At 68.1% G+C, this 14,290-nt stretch carries 11 protein-coding genes; 3 read left to right on the top strand and 8 right to left on the bottom strand.

Features of this window, described 5'->3' with window-relative positions; translation table 11 throughout:
- The first annotated feature begins 33 nt into the window (after positions 1-33).
- The 3 genes from HH212_RS21790 to HH212_RS21780 are packed head-to-tail and all read left to right on the top strand — an operon-like array spanning position 34 to position 3,629.
- Positions 34-1,101, top strand: coding sequence for a porin (locus tag HH212_RS21790; RefSeq protein WP_170204416.1), 1,068 nt, complete (start codon positions 34-36; stop codon positions 1,099-1,101).
- A gap of 18 nt (positions 1,102-1,119) precedes the next feature.
- Complete coding sequence (locus HH212_RS21785) at positions 1,120-2,502, top strand: MFS transporter (protein WP_170204415.1); 1,383 nt, start codon at positions 1,120-1,122, stop codon at positions 2,500-2,502.
- Positions 2,499-3,629 (top strand): L-talarate/galactarate dehydratase, encoded by a 1,131-nt coding sequence (locus HH212_RS21780; protein ID WP_170204414.1) that lies wholly within the window; start codon positions 2,499-2,501, stop codon positions 3,627-3,629. Before HH212_RS21785 ends, HH212_RS21780 begins: the two co-directional genes overlap by 4 nt.
- Before the next feature lie 9 nt (positions 3,630-3,638).
- Here HH212_RS21780 and HH212_RS21775 read toward each other — a convergent pair whose 3' ends face one another.
- The 8 genes from HH212_RS21775 to HH212_RS21740 form a co-directional block, all read right to left on the bottom strand.
- Positions 3,639-4,091 carry a type 2 periplasmic-binding domain-containing protein gene (locus HH212_RS21775; RefSeq protein ID WP_229217403.1) on the bottom strand — a complete coding sequence of 151 codons (453 nt, stop codon included), beginning with the start codon at positions 4,089-4,091 and terminating at the stop codon, positions 3,639-3,641.
- A 1-nt stretch (position 4,092) separates the two neighbouring features.
- Complete coding sequence (locus tag HH212_RS21770; protein ID WP_170204413.1) at positions 4,093-5,364, bottom strand: porin; 1,272 nt, start codon at positions 5,362-5,364, stop codon at positions 4,093-4,095.
- Between the two features lie 789 nt (positions 5,365-6,153).
- Positions 6,154-6,402, bottom strand: a complete 249-nt coding sequence (locus HH212_RS21765) for a hypothetical protein (RefSeq protein ID WP_170204412.1) — start codon at positions 6,400-6,402, stop codon at positions 6,154-6,156.
- Positions 6,403-6,812: 410 nt separating this feature from the next.
- Positions 6,813-7,301, bottom strand: a complete 489-nt coding sequence (locus HH212_RS21760; RefSeq protein WP_170204411.1) for a hypothetical protein — start codon at positions 7,299-7,301, stop codon at positions 6,813-6,815.
- Positions 7,302-7,364: 63 nt separating this feature from the next.
- Complete coding sequence (locus tag HH212_RS21755) at positions 7,365-12,050, bottom strand: RHS repeat-associated core domain-containing protein (RefSeq protein WP_170204410.1); 4,686 nt, start codon at positions 12,048-12,050, stop codon at positions 7,365-7,367.
- Between the two features lie 90 nt (positions 12,051-12,140).
- A complete protein-coding gene (locus HH212_RS21750) occupies positions 12,141-13,037 on the bottom strand; it encodes a TadE family protein (protein WP_229217402.1) in 897 nt (298 codons plus the stop codon).
- Positions 13,034-13,390 carry a DUF192 domain-containing protein gene (locus tag HH212_RS21745; protein WP_170204409.1) on the bottom strand — a complete coding sequence of 119 codons (357 nt, stop codon included), beginning with the start codon at positions 13,388-13,390 and terminating at the stop codon, positions 13,034-13,036. The genes HH212_RS21750 and HH212_RS21745 overlap by 4 nt, the downstream gene beginning before the upstream one ends.
- A 10-nt stretch (positions 13,391-13,400) precedes the next feature.
- Positions 13,401-14,288, bottom strand: a complete 888-nt coding sequence (locus HH212_RS21740) for a type II secretion system F family protein (protein ID WP_170204408.1) — start codon at positions 14,286-14,288, stop codon at positions 13,401-13,403.
- Between the last annotated feature and the right edge of the window lie 2 nt (positions 14,289-14,290).

Genomic DNA, 14,290 nt, shown 5'->3' with positions numbered 1-14,290 from the left:
CAAATACAAAGATAAACACATAGGAGACATGGCATGAAAAAGGCAGCACTCATCGGGCTGGCCGGCATGACGCTGGCCGCCGCCGTCCAGGCGCAGACCAACGTGGCGATCTACGGCATCGTCGATGCCGCGCTCGTCGGCGAAAGCGGCGGCAGCGGCGGCCGCGCCACCAAGATCACCAGCGGCGCCGGCGCCGCCTCGCGCATCGGCTTTCGCGGCAGCGAAGAGCTGGGCGACGGCATGTCCGCCTTCTTCACGCTGGAGACCGGCGCCAAGATCGACAGCGGCGAACTGGACGCATCGAATACCATCTTCAACCGCCAGGCCTTCGTCGGCCTCAAGACCAGGGCCGGCTCGGTCGCCCTGGGCCGCCAGTACACCCCGTACCACCTGATGCTGGTGCAGATCGTCGACCCGTTCGGCACCGGCTATGCCGGCACCTCGAAGAACCTGTTGCCGGACAACGGCACCAACGTCCGCACCAGCAATACCATCACTTACCTGTCGCCGTCGCTGCGCGGCGTCAGCGTCAACCTGGCCTACAGCGCCGGCGAACAGACCACGCTGTCGGCCGGGCGCCAGTACGGCGGCAGCGTCGCCTACGAGAACGGCCCGCTGGCGCTGACCCTGGTCTACAACGCCAAGAACACCGACGTCGCCGCCACCGGCGTCAACCACGACATCGGCCGCAACCTCCTGGTGGGCGGTAACTACGACTTCAAGTTCGTGCGCGTGTACGCCGGCTACGAGATCGACAAGGGTTTTAACAGCGCCACGCTGGGCAATGCCAACAACCCGTACGGCGGCGTGCGGCCGACCGCATCCACCGACGGGCGCGACCTGATCCTCGGCCTGCGCGCGCCGGTCGGCCCGGGCACCCTGATGTTCTCCACCCAGCGCAAGGACGACCGTACCCGCTTGAACCAGGACGCCACCGAATGGGGCATCGGCTACCTGTATCCGCTGTCCAAGCGCACCGGCCTGTACGCCGCCTATGCGCGCATCCACAACAAGAACGGCGCCGGCTACACGGTCGCCAACAATACGGAATCGGGCACCGGCAACACCGGCTACAACCTGGGCATCCGCCATTCGTTCTGACCACCATCGGGAGACACCATGCAGAACACCACGACTACCGCCGCGCCGGCCGCCGCCGCCGCGGTCAAGCCGGCGACGCGCACGCGCTGGGCGATCCTCGCCATCCTCTTCATCGTCACCACCGTCAACTACGCCGACCGCGCCTCGATCTCGATCGCCGGGCCGGAAATCCGCAAGGTGTTCGGCCTGAGCGCGGTCGAGATGGGCTTCGTGTTTTCCGCCTTCAGCTGGTCGTATGTGCTGGCCCAGCTGCCGGGCGGCTGGCTGCTGGACCGCTTCGGCTCGAAGATCACCTATTTCTTCAGCATCTTCCTGTGGTCGCTGTTCACCATGCTGACCGGGACCGTCGGCTTCTTCACCGGCGGCGCCGCCGTGATGGCGATGTTCGTGCTGCGCCTGGTGGTCGGCGCGGCCGAAGCGCCTTCGTTCCCCGGCAACAGCCGCATCACCTCGGCCTGGTTCCCGACCCACGAGCGCGGCCTGGCCTCGGCGCTGTTCAACTCGGCGCAGTACTTCGCCACGGTGCTGTTCGCACCGATCATGGGCTGGCTGGTGCATTCGTTCGGCTGGCAGAGCGTGTTCTACGTGATGGGCGCGATCGGCATCGCGCTCTCCTTCGTCTGGCTCAAGACCATCTACGGGCCGAAGGACCATCCGTCGCTCAGCGCCGGCGAGCTGGCCTACATCGAACAGGGCGGCGGCCTGGTCGACCTCGACCGCGCCAAGGGCGCGGTGCGCGCCGCACCTGCGGTCGACACGGCGGCCTGCTTCAAGGAGCTGCTGTCGAACCGCATGCTGCTGGGCGTGTACATCGGCCAGTACTGCATCAACACGCTGACCTACTTCTTCCTGACCTGGTTCCCGGTGTACCTGGTGCAGGAGCGCCACATGACCATCCTGAAGGCGGGCTTCGTGGCCTCGCTGCCGGCCATCGCCGGCTTCCTCGGCGGCGTCACCGGCGGCTGGCTGTCGGACCGCCTGGCCAAGTCCGGCTATAGCCTGTCGGTGTCGCGCAAGGTGCCGATCGTGACCGGCATGCTGCTGTCGATGAGCATGATCGCCTGTAACTATATCCAGACCGACGCGCTGGTGGTGGCCGTGATGGCGCTGGCCTTCTTCGGCAAGGGCGTCGGCGCGCTGGGCTGGGCAGTGGTGTCGGACACGTCGCCGAAGGAAGCAGGGGGCTTGTCCGGTGCCCTGTTCAACATGTTCGGCAACGTCGCCGGCATCACCACGCCGATCGTCATCGGCTACATCCTGCAAGCCACCGGCTCGTTCGCCGGCGCGCTGGTGTTCGTCGGCGCCAACGCCGCGGTGACGATCTTTTGCTACGTGTTCATCGTCGGCGACATCAAGCGCGTGAAACTCGTGAAATCGCTGGCGCCGGCGCCCGTCAAATGAGCGCCGCCGACACCATCGCCTGGATGCGCATCTCGTCCTGCATCCTGCCGCTGGCCACGCCGATCAGCGACGCGAAAGTCCTGACCGGGCGCCAGAAGCCGATGACGGAAATCGCGATGCTGTTCGTCGAGATCGAGACCACGGACGGCCACCAGGGCCTGGGTTTCAGTTACGCCAAGCGCGCCGGCGGTCCCGGCCAGTTCGCGCACGCAGGCGAGATCGCGCCGGTGCTGCTGGGCGAAGACCCGAACGACATCGCGCGCCTGTGGGACAAGCTGTGCTGGGCCGGCGCCTCGGTCGGCCGCAGCGGCCTGGCGGTGCAGGCCATCGCCGCCTTCGACGTGGCGCTGTGGGACATGAAGGCCAGGCGCGCCGGCCTGTCGCTGGCCAAGCTGATCGGCGCGCAGCGCGACTCGGTCGCCTGCTACAACACCTCGGGCGGTTTCCTGCACACGCCGCTGGAGCAACTGCTGGAAAACGCCGGCGCCTCGCGCGCACGCGGCATCGGCGGCATCAAGTTGAAGGTCGGCCAGCCCGACTGCGCACTCGACATCGCGCGCGTGGAAGCGGTGCGCCGCCACCTGGGCGACTTCCCGCTGATGGTGGACGCCAACCAGCAATGGAACCGCCCGACCGCGCAGCGCATGTTCCGCAGGCTGGAGGATTTCGGCCTTGTGTGGATCGAGGAACCGCTCGATTGCCTGGATTACGAAGGCCACGCCGCGCTGGCGGCCCGGTTCGACACGCCGATCGCCACCGGCGAGATGCTGACCAGCGTGGCCGAGCACGCGGAACTGGTCCGCGCGCGCGGCGCCGATGTCCTGATGCCGGACGGGCCGCGCATCGGCGGCATCACGCCGTTCCTGAAGGTGGCAGGGATCGCCGCCAACGCCGGCGCGATGCTGGCGCCGCACTTCGCCATGGAACTGCACGTGCACCTGGCGGCGACCTATCCGAGCGAGCCGTGGGTCGAACACTTCGAGTGGCTGGAGCCCTTGTTCAACGAACGGCTGGAGGTCAGGGAAGGGCGCATGATCGTGCCGGCGCGGCCGGGGATCGGCGTCAGCCTGAGCGGGCAGGCGCGCGCGTGGACGCGGGCGCAGGTCGAGGTCGGCAAGCGCCCCTGACCTGCACCGTCACTGCACGACCAGGACCGCGCGCACGCTCGGGTCGAGCGCGCGGCGTTCGATGTAGCCGATGGCAGTCGGGTCGTCCGCCACCTTGCGCCGGATCGCGGCGCTGTCCGCCAGTTCGGCGGGAGGCTGGCCGCGGCCGGTGAACAGCATCTTCGACCAATAGGCCTTCATCAGCGCCGGCGTCTTGCTGGTGACGCGCGCATAGAATTCATTGCGCGCGGCCGAACCCAGGCACTGGTCCAGCGGCAGCGCTTCGGTGCCGCCCGGGAAGCGCACCGACTGGCCGAGGAAAATCGCGGCGGCCTGGTCGGCATTCAAACCGGCCAAGGGATTCTTGGCCGAGACGATCACGACGAGGTCGGAAGCGCCGGCGGCGCTGGCGCTGGCCAGGCCCGTCGCGCCGGCGGCAAGGAGAATCAGGCCGAGGCGGCGCAGGTGGTTGACGATCCGCATGCTAGTACACATAGTCGAGCGTGACGCTGGCCACGTGGAACGGGCGATCCGAACGAAAGTCCGGCGTCGGGTTCAGCAAGGTGCCGCGCGAGCCGTCGACCGGCTTCACACGGTCGTACTCGAACTTCAGCGCCATGTTGGCGCGCAGATCCCAACGCAGGCCGGCACTGGCGGAGGTCTGCTGGGGGATCGTGGACAGCAGGCCGTTCAGGGCGCCGTTCAGGTAGGCCGCCGGCACCGCGTAGGCAGGCGGCAAGCCATCCAGCGGCAAGCCACGCTCCGACGTGGCGCCGGCAGCGCGCACCCGCGAGTAGGTCGCGTACGGGGTGAGCGCGTGCCAGCGCCAGCCGGCGGACACGTAGGCGTTGCGCGTCCTGCCCAGGAACGACTGCGTCCTGGTGCCGCCCGCCTCGGCGGTCAGGAACCAGTTCCCCGGATCGTAGTTGACGCCGACGTTCGCCATCGAGACGATCTTGTGATCGGCGGCATAGCGCCGCGCGAGCGCCTGCCCGGCAGGCCCGAATGCGGCCAGCGCGTCGAACAATTCTTCCCCGACGTTCGTCGTCAGGTTGGCGCGGATATAGTTGATGCGCAGGTTGAAGGCGCCCCAGTCGCTGGTGTTCGACATGCCGAACAAGCTGCGTGCAACAGCGCGATAAGGCGCCACGAGCGGCGGCTTGTTGCGACCGAACAGCACTTGCGCGGCATTGTGCACGTCTCCCAGATTCCAACGCAGCGTGGCGTCGACGCCATCGCTGGCGAATACCGGCAGGGAGGAATAGCCCTCGACCGGCGGGCGTACCCACGGGTAGGCGTAGCCGACCTTGCGATAGTCCGCCGTCAGGAACATCGGCAACGCGATGCGGCCGAAGCGCAGCGCCAGCTCGGGCGTGGCCTGGTACTTGACGTTGGCCCATTCGACTTGCGGGCGGTAGCTGTTGTCCAGGCGCTGTTCGCTGACCAGTTGCACGACGGCCGACCAGCGACGGTCCAGGTTGACGTCCAGCTGCACGCCCGCGCGGGTATCGAAATCGGTACTCCAGGCGCGCGACACGCCGGTACCGTTGGGCTTCAGGATCGTGGTGGTGTAGTCGGCCTGGCGTTCGCTGGAACGGGCGGCGCCGAAGGTGCCGAAGCCGGAGATCGACCAGGTGCGTGGCGCGCCGTCCGGCATGGCGGCGGCGGTGGACATGTCCTGGGCATGCGCCGCGCCGGCGATGCCGAGCGCGAGAAAGGTACTGGCCGAACACCGGCCGAAAATGGTTTGCTGCATGTACGTGGTCAAAAGTGCCCTCTGCGAAGCAGCACGATGGGATGGTGCGGCGACAGTCAGACGGGATTCATACGGGCCTGCGGGGCCGAGGCTGGTCCGGTCGGGTCGATGTGCGGCCTGCGAATGTAGCGTAGCGCAGGTCCACCGACCAGATCTTTTCGCCGGGACGACGCCTAAAGGCTGTTGATGTTTCTATTATGCAACAAGAAATACTGGATTTCATTTATCCGCAGGTGGCATCGGGCAGCGGACCAGGCGCAAGACGTCGCTCGGCCTGGCTCGACTACGGCCGCCCGGCGGTCTGCCGTCTCGACCGGTGCGGCCGGTGCTTGCCGGTGGTTTGTATCGATGTCGGCGGTGCTGCCGTGCCGACGGCATGCACGGGATTAGCACCAGGTCGGATAGTCCCGGGGCCGCGTCGTATCGGGTGTTGTAATCGGCCACCATAGCCGCTTCCAGCACATCGGTCTGCACGTCGGTGGTCGTGCGTGGCGACGAGGCGCCAGCCATGTGTTCGTAATTGGAAGCGATGACCTTGACGTACACGGGCAGGAACAGTGCATGGCCGATCGGAACGGCGTGGGACCGGTTGATACGAAAAAACGTTCTATCGAACCAGGCGACACTAATTCGCATAATCTATATTATGTAAAATGCGATGTGCGTTTACGGTGGTATCCATGCGAAGCCGTCTGTTCCCTATCCCATAAGGGTTGCAAAGCACTTGACCCGAGCCCTCCAACGGCACGGTATGGCATTTACTGCTGGATTCGACCGCATCTGCTCCCATCAATCGGTGAATGCCGCTTGCGCGGATCGCAGTCCCAGCGATATCGCGAGGATGGCCACGCTTGCAATCGTCCAGCGTCGCTGTACGCGCTTGAATGCTTCGACGGTTTTCCAACCGCCGCGTTCCCAAGCCAGCGTCGTGCCTTTGCGCCCGAGCCAGGCCGCTATCGCCAGATGAAGGATATACACGCCCGCTGCCAGGGCTTGCCAAACAGATCGAGCAGCAACAATGGATATCCGATCCATCATGGATTCCCGATGGCCCAAAACCCGCCGAGTAAAAAATGCGCCCCAGGACCAGCATCCCAAGCGTTGGTTGATGTCGCCAGGCGATCCTGCCGAATCGGGTGGGCTTTGTGCGGATTGCGGAGGTATCGGCAGCCATCGGTCTGTTGGCGTTGATGTCAGAAGCTCGGGGTGGTGACCTGGCGGTGGAATTGAGGAACCGAACGGTTGAAAGCACCTGTCGCACATCATTCCCGTATAGGGACCATCTGAATCGCTCCTGCATTGTTCGCATGACATGCTTGGCCTCCAGATACCAATTATTTGCGCCAACCGGCATCGCCCTCGATGATGCCGTCATACCGCACCATTCAACTCGATAATACAGATAATAATGTCGAATGATTCGATGGCTTTTCGCATCGACATCGAACCTAAATACGCACCCGTCCAATCTCCGCATTGAGCGCACGAATATTGCTTTGATGACGGCGCATCGCTTCTTCCGAGAGCCGGCGCTCTTCCGGGCCGAGTTTCGCATTGACCGTCGCCTCGTGCAAAAGACGGCGTTTCGATTCGAAGGCCGCGGTTTCGGCTTTCAGTTCCTCCTGCAGGATCGCCAGCCGATCCTGGTCGCGTTCAGCTTGCTGTCTGGCCGAAACAAAAAGCCTGTCAGGGACTGCGGCCGATAATGCAGCCGGCCCGGGCATCTTCTTTGGGTCAGCCAGTTTCGATGCCCTCCTTTCGGGCATGCGTTCACCCGATCCGGAGGAAGCGCTGCCGCGCGACGCGATGATTTCGATTCCCTGCCGATTCACATAGCGTGCGGCTTCGCTCGATTGAGCGAAAGCACCGCCAAAAGACAGATTCGCCAGCATGGCACAGCCAATCGTCACTGCTCTTGTCTGAAATGGAGCCATCATCAACGGTTTCCTCATTGTCCCTGGCGCGATCATTCTCCATAAGCGCCCTGCCATCGGCTTTGGCTAAAGCCAGCTCTTGAACCATCTGACGACATGGTCGATTGCGCCCGAGCGGGCTTCCTCGCCCTTTTTCTCCAGTGCGGCTGCGTTATCGGCCGCCGAGCCGAGACCGAAGATGGCTGCGATGCCGGCGATAACGGAAACGCCTGCTCCGATGACCGCGGCGATCTGTGTCAACAGCCCGATCATCGCCATGCCTGCGAACATCGCCGCCGCGACGGCCATGAGGACCAGGCACAAGAAACCGGCGATCTGCCCAGCCGACCAGCCTCGCCGGCGACCGTCTTCCTCGACCGCACCCATCTGTAGTTCCAGCAGCGCACGTTCCGCTTCGCTCATGGACGGCGCGGGCGCCTGGGCGGGATCGGCTACCGTTTTCCTCTGGATTTCGGACTTTTCATAAAAAAGCAATCCCGAGCGGTCATCGGTCGTGTCGGGCACATAGGTGATGCGATAAAACCTCCCCTCGAACTCGATCTCATCCGTTCTCAGCCCGGCCGTGAGTATGCTGCTGGATCCGGCGACCCAACAGCCTTTCTTGGCCTGGGTCCGGTAATTGCTCAATTGGTCCTCTGCCTGCCGATACCTTGCCGCATCGTTCCCCTTGGTCCAGGAGACCGGCTTCAACTCCCATAGCGTGCCGGCGAATGCTTGCCCGAGGTGTTCGAGCTGCAGGTTGTGGTCGTCGACGTAATAGACATCCGGTCGCAGTCCGACCCAGGTCTGGCCGCGTCCGTCGTCCGCACCCCAGCCGACGCCTCGCGGCCTGATTTGTTCGTTGAACGATGTGTGAAGCAGGATCCCGAACAGCCAGGGCGCGAATTCGCATTTACCCGCCGCCAGGTCGTCGCAATCGACTTCCAGTCCTGACGGATCGCCGGCAAGCAAGGGCTTGCCATCGGTATAGGCGTAGGTGTTCAGCCCCCCGCCGATACCCAGCGGGTCGGGCTGCAGGTAACGGCCGCGCCGCGGGTCGTAATAGCGGTGCACGTTGTAATGCAGTCCGGTCTCCCGGTCGGCGTACTGGCCGGCCAGCCGCAGCGGCATGGCATCCGCGTGCCCGCGCACCATGCGCAGCCCGCCGTACGCGCCCAGCCGCGCGTTCCACACGGTCGCCCCATGCTCGTCGGTGACGGCTTCGACGGCGCCGCGCTGGTCGGCATGCAGGTACTCGATCACCGGTTTCGACAAGATCGGCGCGTCTTTCCCCGCCGCGGCCGCCGTGGCGACGTAGCGCAGGCGTGCGACCGGACGATGTTCCAGGTACACGTATTCGGCGACGATCCTGCCGCCGGCATCGGCCACCGCGACCAGCCGGCCATCCTCGTACAGGTAGTATTCGGCGCCGTCGCGGGTCTGCTTGGCGACCCTGATGCCGTCGGCATCGTAGCGATAACGGGCGATCGCCGCGCCGCCATCGCCGTCGCCGCCGACGCTGGCCAGTTCGCCGCCGGGGCCATAGGCCAGCGTGCGCCCGCCATGCCTGACCAGGTTGCCGGCCGCGTCGACGCGCTCGCCGTCGCCGGCTGCCGGATCGCCCGTGCGGTCGAAGCGGATGGCGGGATGCTCTGTGCCTGCTGTCCTTTCGGCGATGCGTTCGGCGTTCAGGCGGCCGTCGCGGTCGTGGCCGTATTCGGTGCGCTCGCCTATATCGATCTTGAGCGCAGCCTGCCGTGTGCCTGGAACGAGGCTCGCATGGCGCTCGATGGCGGCGACGGCGCCCGCGGCGTCGCGCTCGAACCGCGCCGTGCTCACGCCGGAATCGTGGCGCTGCAGCGTCCCGTGCCAGTCGCGCTCCGACCGGGTATGCAGTCCGTTACCGTAGTCGAAGCCATCGGGCCGGACGCCCTGCGCGGCGCGGCGCGCCTGCACCTTGCCGACCAGCGTCTTGTCGCCCAGGGCGATCCCGGTGACCCGGCCCGAGGGGTCGTACCCGTACCGCAGCCGTGCGCCGCTGGGGAGCGTCCTGCTCAGCACGCGTCCATCCGCGTCCCTGGTGCTGGCGACCGTCATGGCGACCACGGGGTCCGAGGACGTGGCGCCGGCCACCTGCAGCGTTTTTCCGCTGACGCGGCCCCAGACATCGGTCCGGAACCGCATCGTGTTGTCGCGCCGGCCGTCTTCCCAGCGCTCGGCAGCAAGCAGCACCATGCCCTCGTAACGGAATACCAGCGCGGCGTCGTGCCCGCCGCGATCGTCGCCGTAGTCGACCCTGCGCACCCTGCCGGCCGTGTCGGTGTCGATGCGCGTCACCACGCCGCGCGCGTCGCGCAGGGACAGCAGGCGATCGTCGGCCCGGTACGTCGCGGTGCGCAGGCCGGCATCGGGGCTGTGCACCGCGACCACCCGGCCGAAATCGTCGAACCAGCGCCGCACCACCGATCCGTCCGGTCGCGTCACCTGCTCGACCAGGCCTTCGGCGACGCTGCCGGCGCGGCCGCTCAGGTAGCGCGCGGATGCGGGGCCGCCGGCGCGTTCCTGTCCATCCTGCGGATGGCGATAGCCGGCATGGAACAGCAGCGCCTTGCCGCCGGGACCATACACGGTCTCTTCGGTCTTGCGGCCTTCGGTGTCGTAGCCGGTCACGGTCTGGCTGTCGTCCGCCGCGACGACATGCGTCGGGCGACCGGCATCGCGGTGCAGGTAGCGCGTGACGATGCCGGCGGCCGAGCGCTGGACGGCCAGGTTGCCGAGCGCGTCGTATGCGTAGCGTTCGCTGCGGGTGGCGCGGCTGCCGTCGACCACGCGGCCATCCTCCAGCAGCCACCCGCTCTCGACCAGGCCAACGAGCTTGCCGTCCGCAGCCAGCTCGGCATCCGACTGCGACACCCGCACGCCGTCGCTGCGGCGCCGCCGCGTCGGGCGCAAGGCGGCGTCTTCCCTGGAGAACGCCGTCACCACGTTGCCCGGTTCGGTGATCCCGACGATGCGCGTGCCGCCGGCGTCGTAGTCGATGCGGACCACGTCGGAATCGGCCGGCGAATCCGTTTTACCGTTCGGCAGCGGACCGTCGATCCGCACCAGCACGCTGTGGCCGTCGATCAGTGCATGGCCGTAGCCGACCGTGCGCGCGATCGGCACGGGTGCGCCGCCGGCCACGGGACTGGGCGCCCAGCCGCTCTCGGAGACGCGCGCGACCTGGCCGTACTCGTTGTAGGCAAGACGCCGGACCAGCGTCTTGCCGGCGACGACGCTGGGCCGTGTCACCATGCTCGGCTGAGTGGCGTCGCCCTCGTACGCCTGGCGCAGCAGCCAGCGCGCCGGGCCCGGCTTGCCCTGGCGGTAATGCACGACGTCGAGCCGGATTTCCCGCCCGGCGCCGTCGCGTTGCGTCTTGACGGTGCGGAGCGGCCGGCCCTGCGGGTCGAGGTCGGTGACATCGCGCAGGCTGCCGTTGCCGTCGTAGCCGTAACGCACGTCGGTCTTGCCGCAGCCGGCGCAACCGGGGCCGCGCACTTCCAGCAGCCGGCGGGCGCCGCCGATGACCGCATGGCGGTACACCGTCCTTTGCCCCAGGCTGTTGGCGATCGTGGTCTGCCCGCCGACGCTGCGATCGAAGGTGACCTGCTCGATGCCGGTGCCGGGCGCCAGGCGCGCCGGGACCAGCGGCTTGCCGCCGGGGCCGGCCTGCAGCCGGGCCGGCTCGCCCCTGACCGTCAGGATGCCCTTGCCGTCCGCGTCGTACAAATAGGTGCCGATGCGCCGGGTGGTCGGATGCGCGCCGCGCCCGTGGCTGGCGATGCTGATACCGGTCAGCAGGGTCGGATGGCGCGCATCCTCGTAGTGGTACAGGCGCGCAGCACCCGCACCCGCTGCGAACGAGGTGGACGGCGGCATGCCGACCTTTACCAGGCTGGCCGCCAGGTAGGCCGGCGCAATCGCGGCGCCGGCCGGCGCGGCGCTGCCGTACGCATAGTTGAAACGTCCCACCGGGCTATCGATGCCGTGCACGCCGCTGAACGTGCCCCCGCCTGCGGCCGGATAGTCGAGCGTCAGCACCCGGCCCTGCGGATCGGTCACCCGCGCCAGCAAGCCCCGGCGCGTATAGTCGAGCTTCACGGCTTCGCCGGTGCGCACCGCGATCCGCACCAGCCTGCCGCCGCGGTCGAACGACAGTTCGCGCCCATCGTTCCAGCGCCAGGTGTAGGCCGCGCCGCCCTGCCCGCGGCCGATCCGCACGATGCCGTTGGCCGGATCGGCGCCGGCGCAGCGGCTCGGGTCGTCCGGCGTGGCGCTGAAGACCAGGCGCGCGCCGTCCGCCTGCACGATCTGGATGCTGCGCCCGGTGTGATACAGCGCGGTTTCGTAGCTCAGCTTCCAGCCGCGCCCGAGGATGCCGTTGGCGTGCCGGGGGCTGGCGTACACGCTGTTGTAGTGGCGGACGATTTCCAGGCCGAGCACGCCCGGCAGCGCCGCCATGTCCGTCTCGCGCTGGTGCTTGTTGCCGGTGATGATGTCGATGGGGTTGCCGGCGCCGGCGTCGATGCCCGCGCCCTGTCCCTGCGATGCCGGTCCCGGCGCGGGACAGGTGTCGCCGCCGGGGCTGGGCTGGCACATGCCGCCGCCCGGCGGCGCGGCGGACGGCGCGCACGGCTGCACCCTGGGGTCGCACGAGGGCGGCATCGGCAAAGGCACCGTCTGCGCGCCGGCTGGCGGCGCACAGGCCGGCAGCGCCAGAGACAGTGCCAACGACAGCGCCAGCAAAAGCGTGTGCCGCTCACAGTAACGGCCCAGGGTTCGGTTCAGCATGTTCACGGCCTGCAGGATGGTGGTGGGAACTCAGGGGGTGGTGCATACCGGGCAGTCCGGCCCCGTGCAGGGTCCGCCGGGGTCGGCCGGGCCGCCGGGATATCCCGGCGCGTCGGGCTCCTCCCCGGGCGGCGATCCGCCGGGCGGCGATCCGCCAGGCGGCGCCGGCGTGCCGGGCGGGGTACTCTCACCCGGTGGCGCGCCGGTGCCCGGCCCCGCCAGGTTGGCCTGGTAGAACGGCGACTGCATGCGCACGATCGCTTCGCTGCGGATCGGGATGCGCCACGCGGCGCCGGAAGCGGCCGTGCACGGGACGCCGGCGACGGCCCGGATGCCGAACGGATCGCGTAGGCCAGGTGCCGCCGGGTTCGCGTCCGCGCCGTTCAGCATGGCATGCAGCATGCGGTCGACCAGCGGCACGATCAGGCGGAAGCAGTACGTGACGCGCACGTGCAGCAGGTTGGCGTCCTGGATCGAGATCCCGAATGCCGCGCCGGGAGCGGTGCTGCGGTAGTTCAGCGTGTCGTTGGGCAGTTCGCTGCCGCCCCCCTCTTCCCGTGCGCGTCCGAAGTCGCTGAACGCGGCCGGGGTCGGGTTCAGCACCTCGATCGTGGCCATCGCGCCGGCGGCCGTTTCCGCGCTCGCCTGCGCGTGCGCGGCTGCATAGCCCTGCGGCGTGGCCGCGCGCGCGAACAGCGGCAGCAGGCCGCGCGCCAGCGCCTCGCGCATCTCGTCCGGATCGCCGTTGTGAAGGGCGCCGGCGCGCGCTGCCAGCATGGCGGCGTGGTTGAGCATGGCGCGGCCCTGGTACAGCAGCGCCGCCTGGATCGTGCCGAACACCAGCATGACCAGCACCGGCAGCACGATCAGGAACTCGGTGGCCGACTGGCCGCCGGGCCGCCGGCATGCTGCACGGCGCCGCCTCATCGCAGCGCCCCGACCGGCAGCACCATGCCGGGCGCGATGCCGCAGCGCGCCGCTTCCCCGGCCGCCAGCTCGAGCACGCACCGTGCGCGCCAGTGGCCGCGCATGCGCCATGGCGCCACCTCGCGCGCAACGCGCAGCACCCATCCATCGCGCGCCAGGAATACCACGTCGATCGGATAGCGCATGCCCAGCGTATGGATCGTGCTGCATGGGCTGAGCAGCATGGCCTGTCCCGGCGCCAGGGGCGGCCGGCCCAGCAGGCCGCGCAGGCGCGCCGGCAGCGACGCCGCCACCAGCACCTCGAGCGTGCAGTGCTGCGCGGATGCAGGCCAGGCGAGCAGGGAGCGCCGCATCGTCGCCGCCTCAGAACCGGATGCCGGACTGCATGAACTTCACCGCGATAGGGAACATCAGCACCAGGAAGGTCACCGGAAAGATGAACACGACCAGAGGAAAGATCAGCTTCACCGGGGCTTCCATGGCCAGCTTCTCGGCGGCCTGGAAGCGCTCGGCGCGGCGCTGCCCGGCCTGGGCGCGCAAGGTCGGGCCGAGGCTGGCGCCCAGGCGCTCGGCGTGGATCACCGCGCCGATGAAGCTGGATACCTGTGCGATGCGTACGCGCTCGTCCATGCGCCGCAACGCTTCGGTGCGCGTCAGCCCGGCGCGCAGGTCGCGCAGCACCAGCGCGAATTCGTTCTTCAACGGCCCGGCCGGTCCCTTGGCCACGGCCTGGCCGATGGCGCCGGCCATGTTCAGGCCCGCCTCCACCGACATGGTCAGGTAGTCCAGGTAGGCCGGCAGCGCGCGGACGATCGCCTTGCGGCGCTTGTTCAGCGCATCCTTGAGCCAGGCGCGCGGCAGCAGATGGCCGAGGAAGGCGCCGGCCGCCACGCCCTGCCAGGCGAACAGCCCGGCCAGCGCCAGCAGCAGGGCCGCGACGGCGGCGCCTCCGCAGGTGAGCACGATGCCCAGCGCGACCAGCTGGCCCGGGCTGATCAGGTAGCCGAGGCCGGCCAGGCGCAGCGATTGCGCCGGCCCCTCCAGCAGGCGGTGCGGAATCCGCGCGCACAGGTGGTAATCCACCAGGCGGATCGATGGCCACAGCAGGCGCAGCGGCCCGGGCAGCGGGTCGAGGAAGGCGCGGTCCTCGCCCGGCATGGCGTGCTTCAGGCGCAGCGCCGCATGCAGCGCTGCGGCGGCGAACGCGGCGAATCCGACGCCGGCCAGGATGGCGATCGTCAGCTTGTCCATGG

It is taken from the genome of Massilia forsythiae (assembly GCF_012849555.1).
GTDB lineage: Bacteria > Pseudomonadota > Gammaproteobacteria > Burkholderiales > Burkholderiaceae_D > Telluria > Telluria forsythiae.
The sequence above is the reverse complement of the archived record's forward strand: the minus strand, read 5'-3'. Positions and strand labels throughout refer to the sequence as shown.

What these genes read in the sequence shown, in the direction of transcription:
- HH212_RS21790 (WP_170204416.1), top strand. Translation starts at nt 34, where the DNA reads ATGAAAAAGGCAGCACTCATCGGGCTGGCCGGCATGACGCTGGCCGCC.
- HH212_RS21785 (WP_170204415.1), top strand. Translation starts at nt 1,120, where the DNA reads ATGCAGAACACCACGACTACCGCCGCGCCGGCCGCCGCCGCCGCGGTC.
- HH212_RS21780 (WP_170204414.1), top strand. Translation starts at nt 2,499, where the DNA reads ATGAGCGCCGCCGACACCATCGCCTGGATGCGCATCTCGTCCTGCATC.
- HH212_RS21775 (WP_229217403.1), bottom strand. Translation starts at nt 4,091, where the DNA reads ATGCGGATCGTCAACCACCTGCGCCGCCTCGGCCTGATTCTCCTTGCC.
- HH212_RS21770 (WP_170204413.1), bottom strand. Translation starts at nt 5,364, where the DNA reads ATGCAGCAAACCATTTTCGGCCGGTGTTCGGCCAGTACCTTTCTCGCG.
- HH212_RS21765 (WP_170204412.1), bottom strand. Translation starts at nt 6,402, where the DNA reads ATGATGGATCGGATATCCATTGTTGCTGCTCGATCTGTTTGGCAAGCC.
- HH212_RS21760 (WP_170204411.1), bottom strand. Translation starts at nt 7,301, where the DNA reads ATGATGGCTCCATTTCAGACAAGAGCAGTGACGATTGGCTGTGCCATG.
- HH212_RS21750 (WP_229217402.1), bottom strand. Translation starts at nt 13,037, where the DNA reads ATGAGGCGGCGCCGTGCAGCATGCCGGCGGCCCGGCGGCCAGTCGGCC.
- HH212_RS21745 (WP_170204409.1), bottom strand. Translation starts at nt 13,390, where the DNA reads ATGCGGCGCTCCCTGCTCGCCTGGCCTGCATCCGCGCAGCACTGCACG.
- HH212_RS21740 (WP_170204408.1), bottom strand. Translation starts at nt 14,288, where the DNA reads ATGGACAAGCTGACGATCGCCATCCTGGCCGGCGTCGGATTCGCCGCG.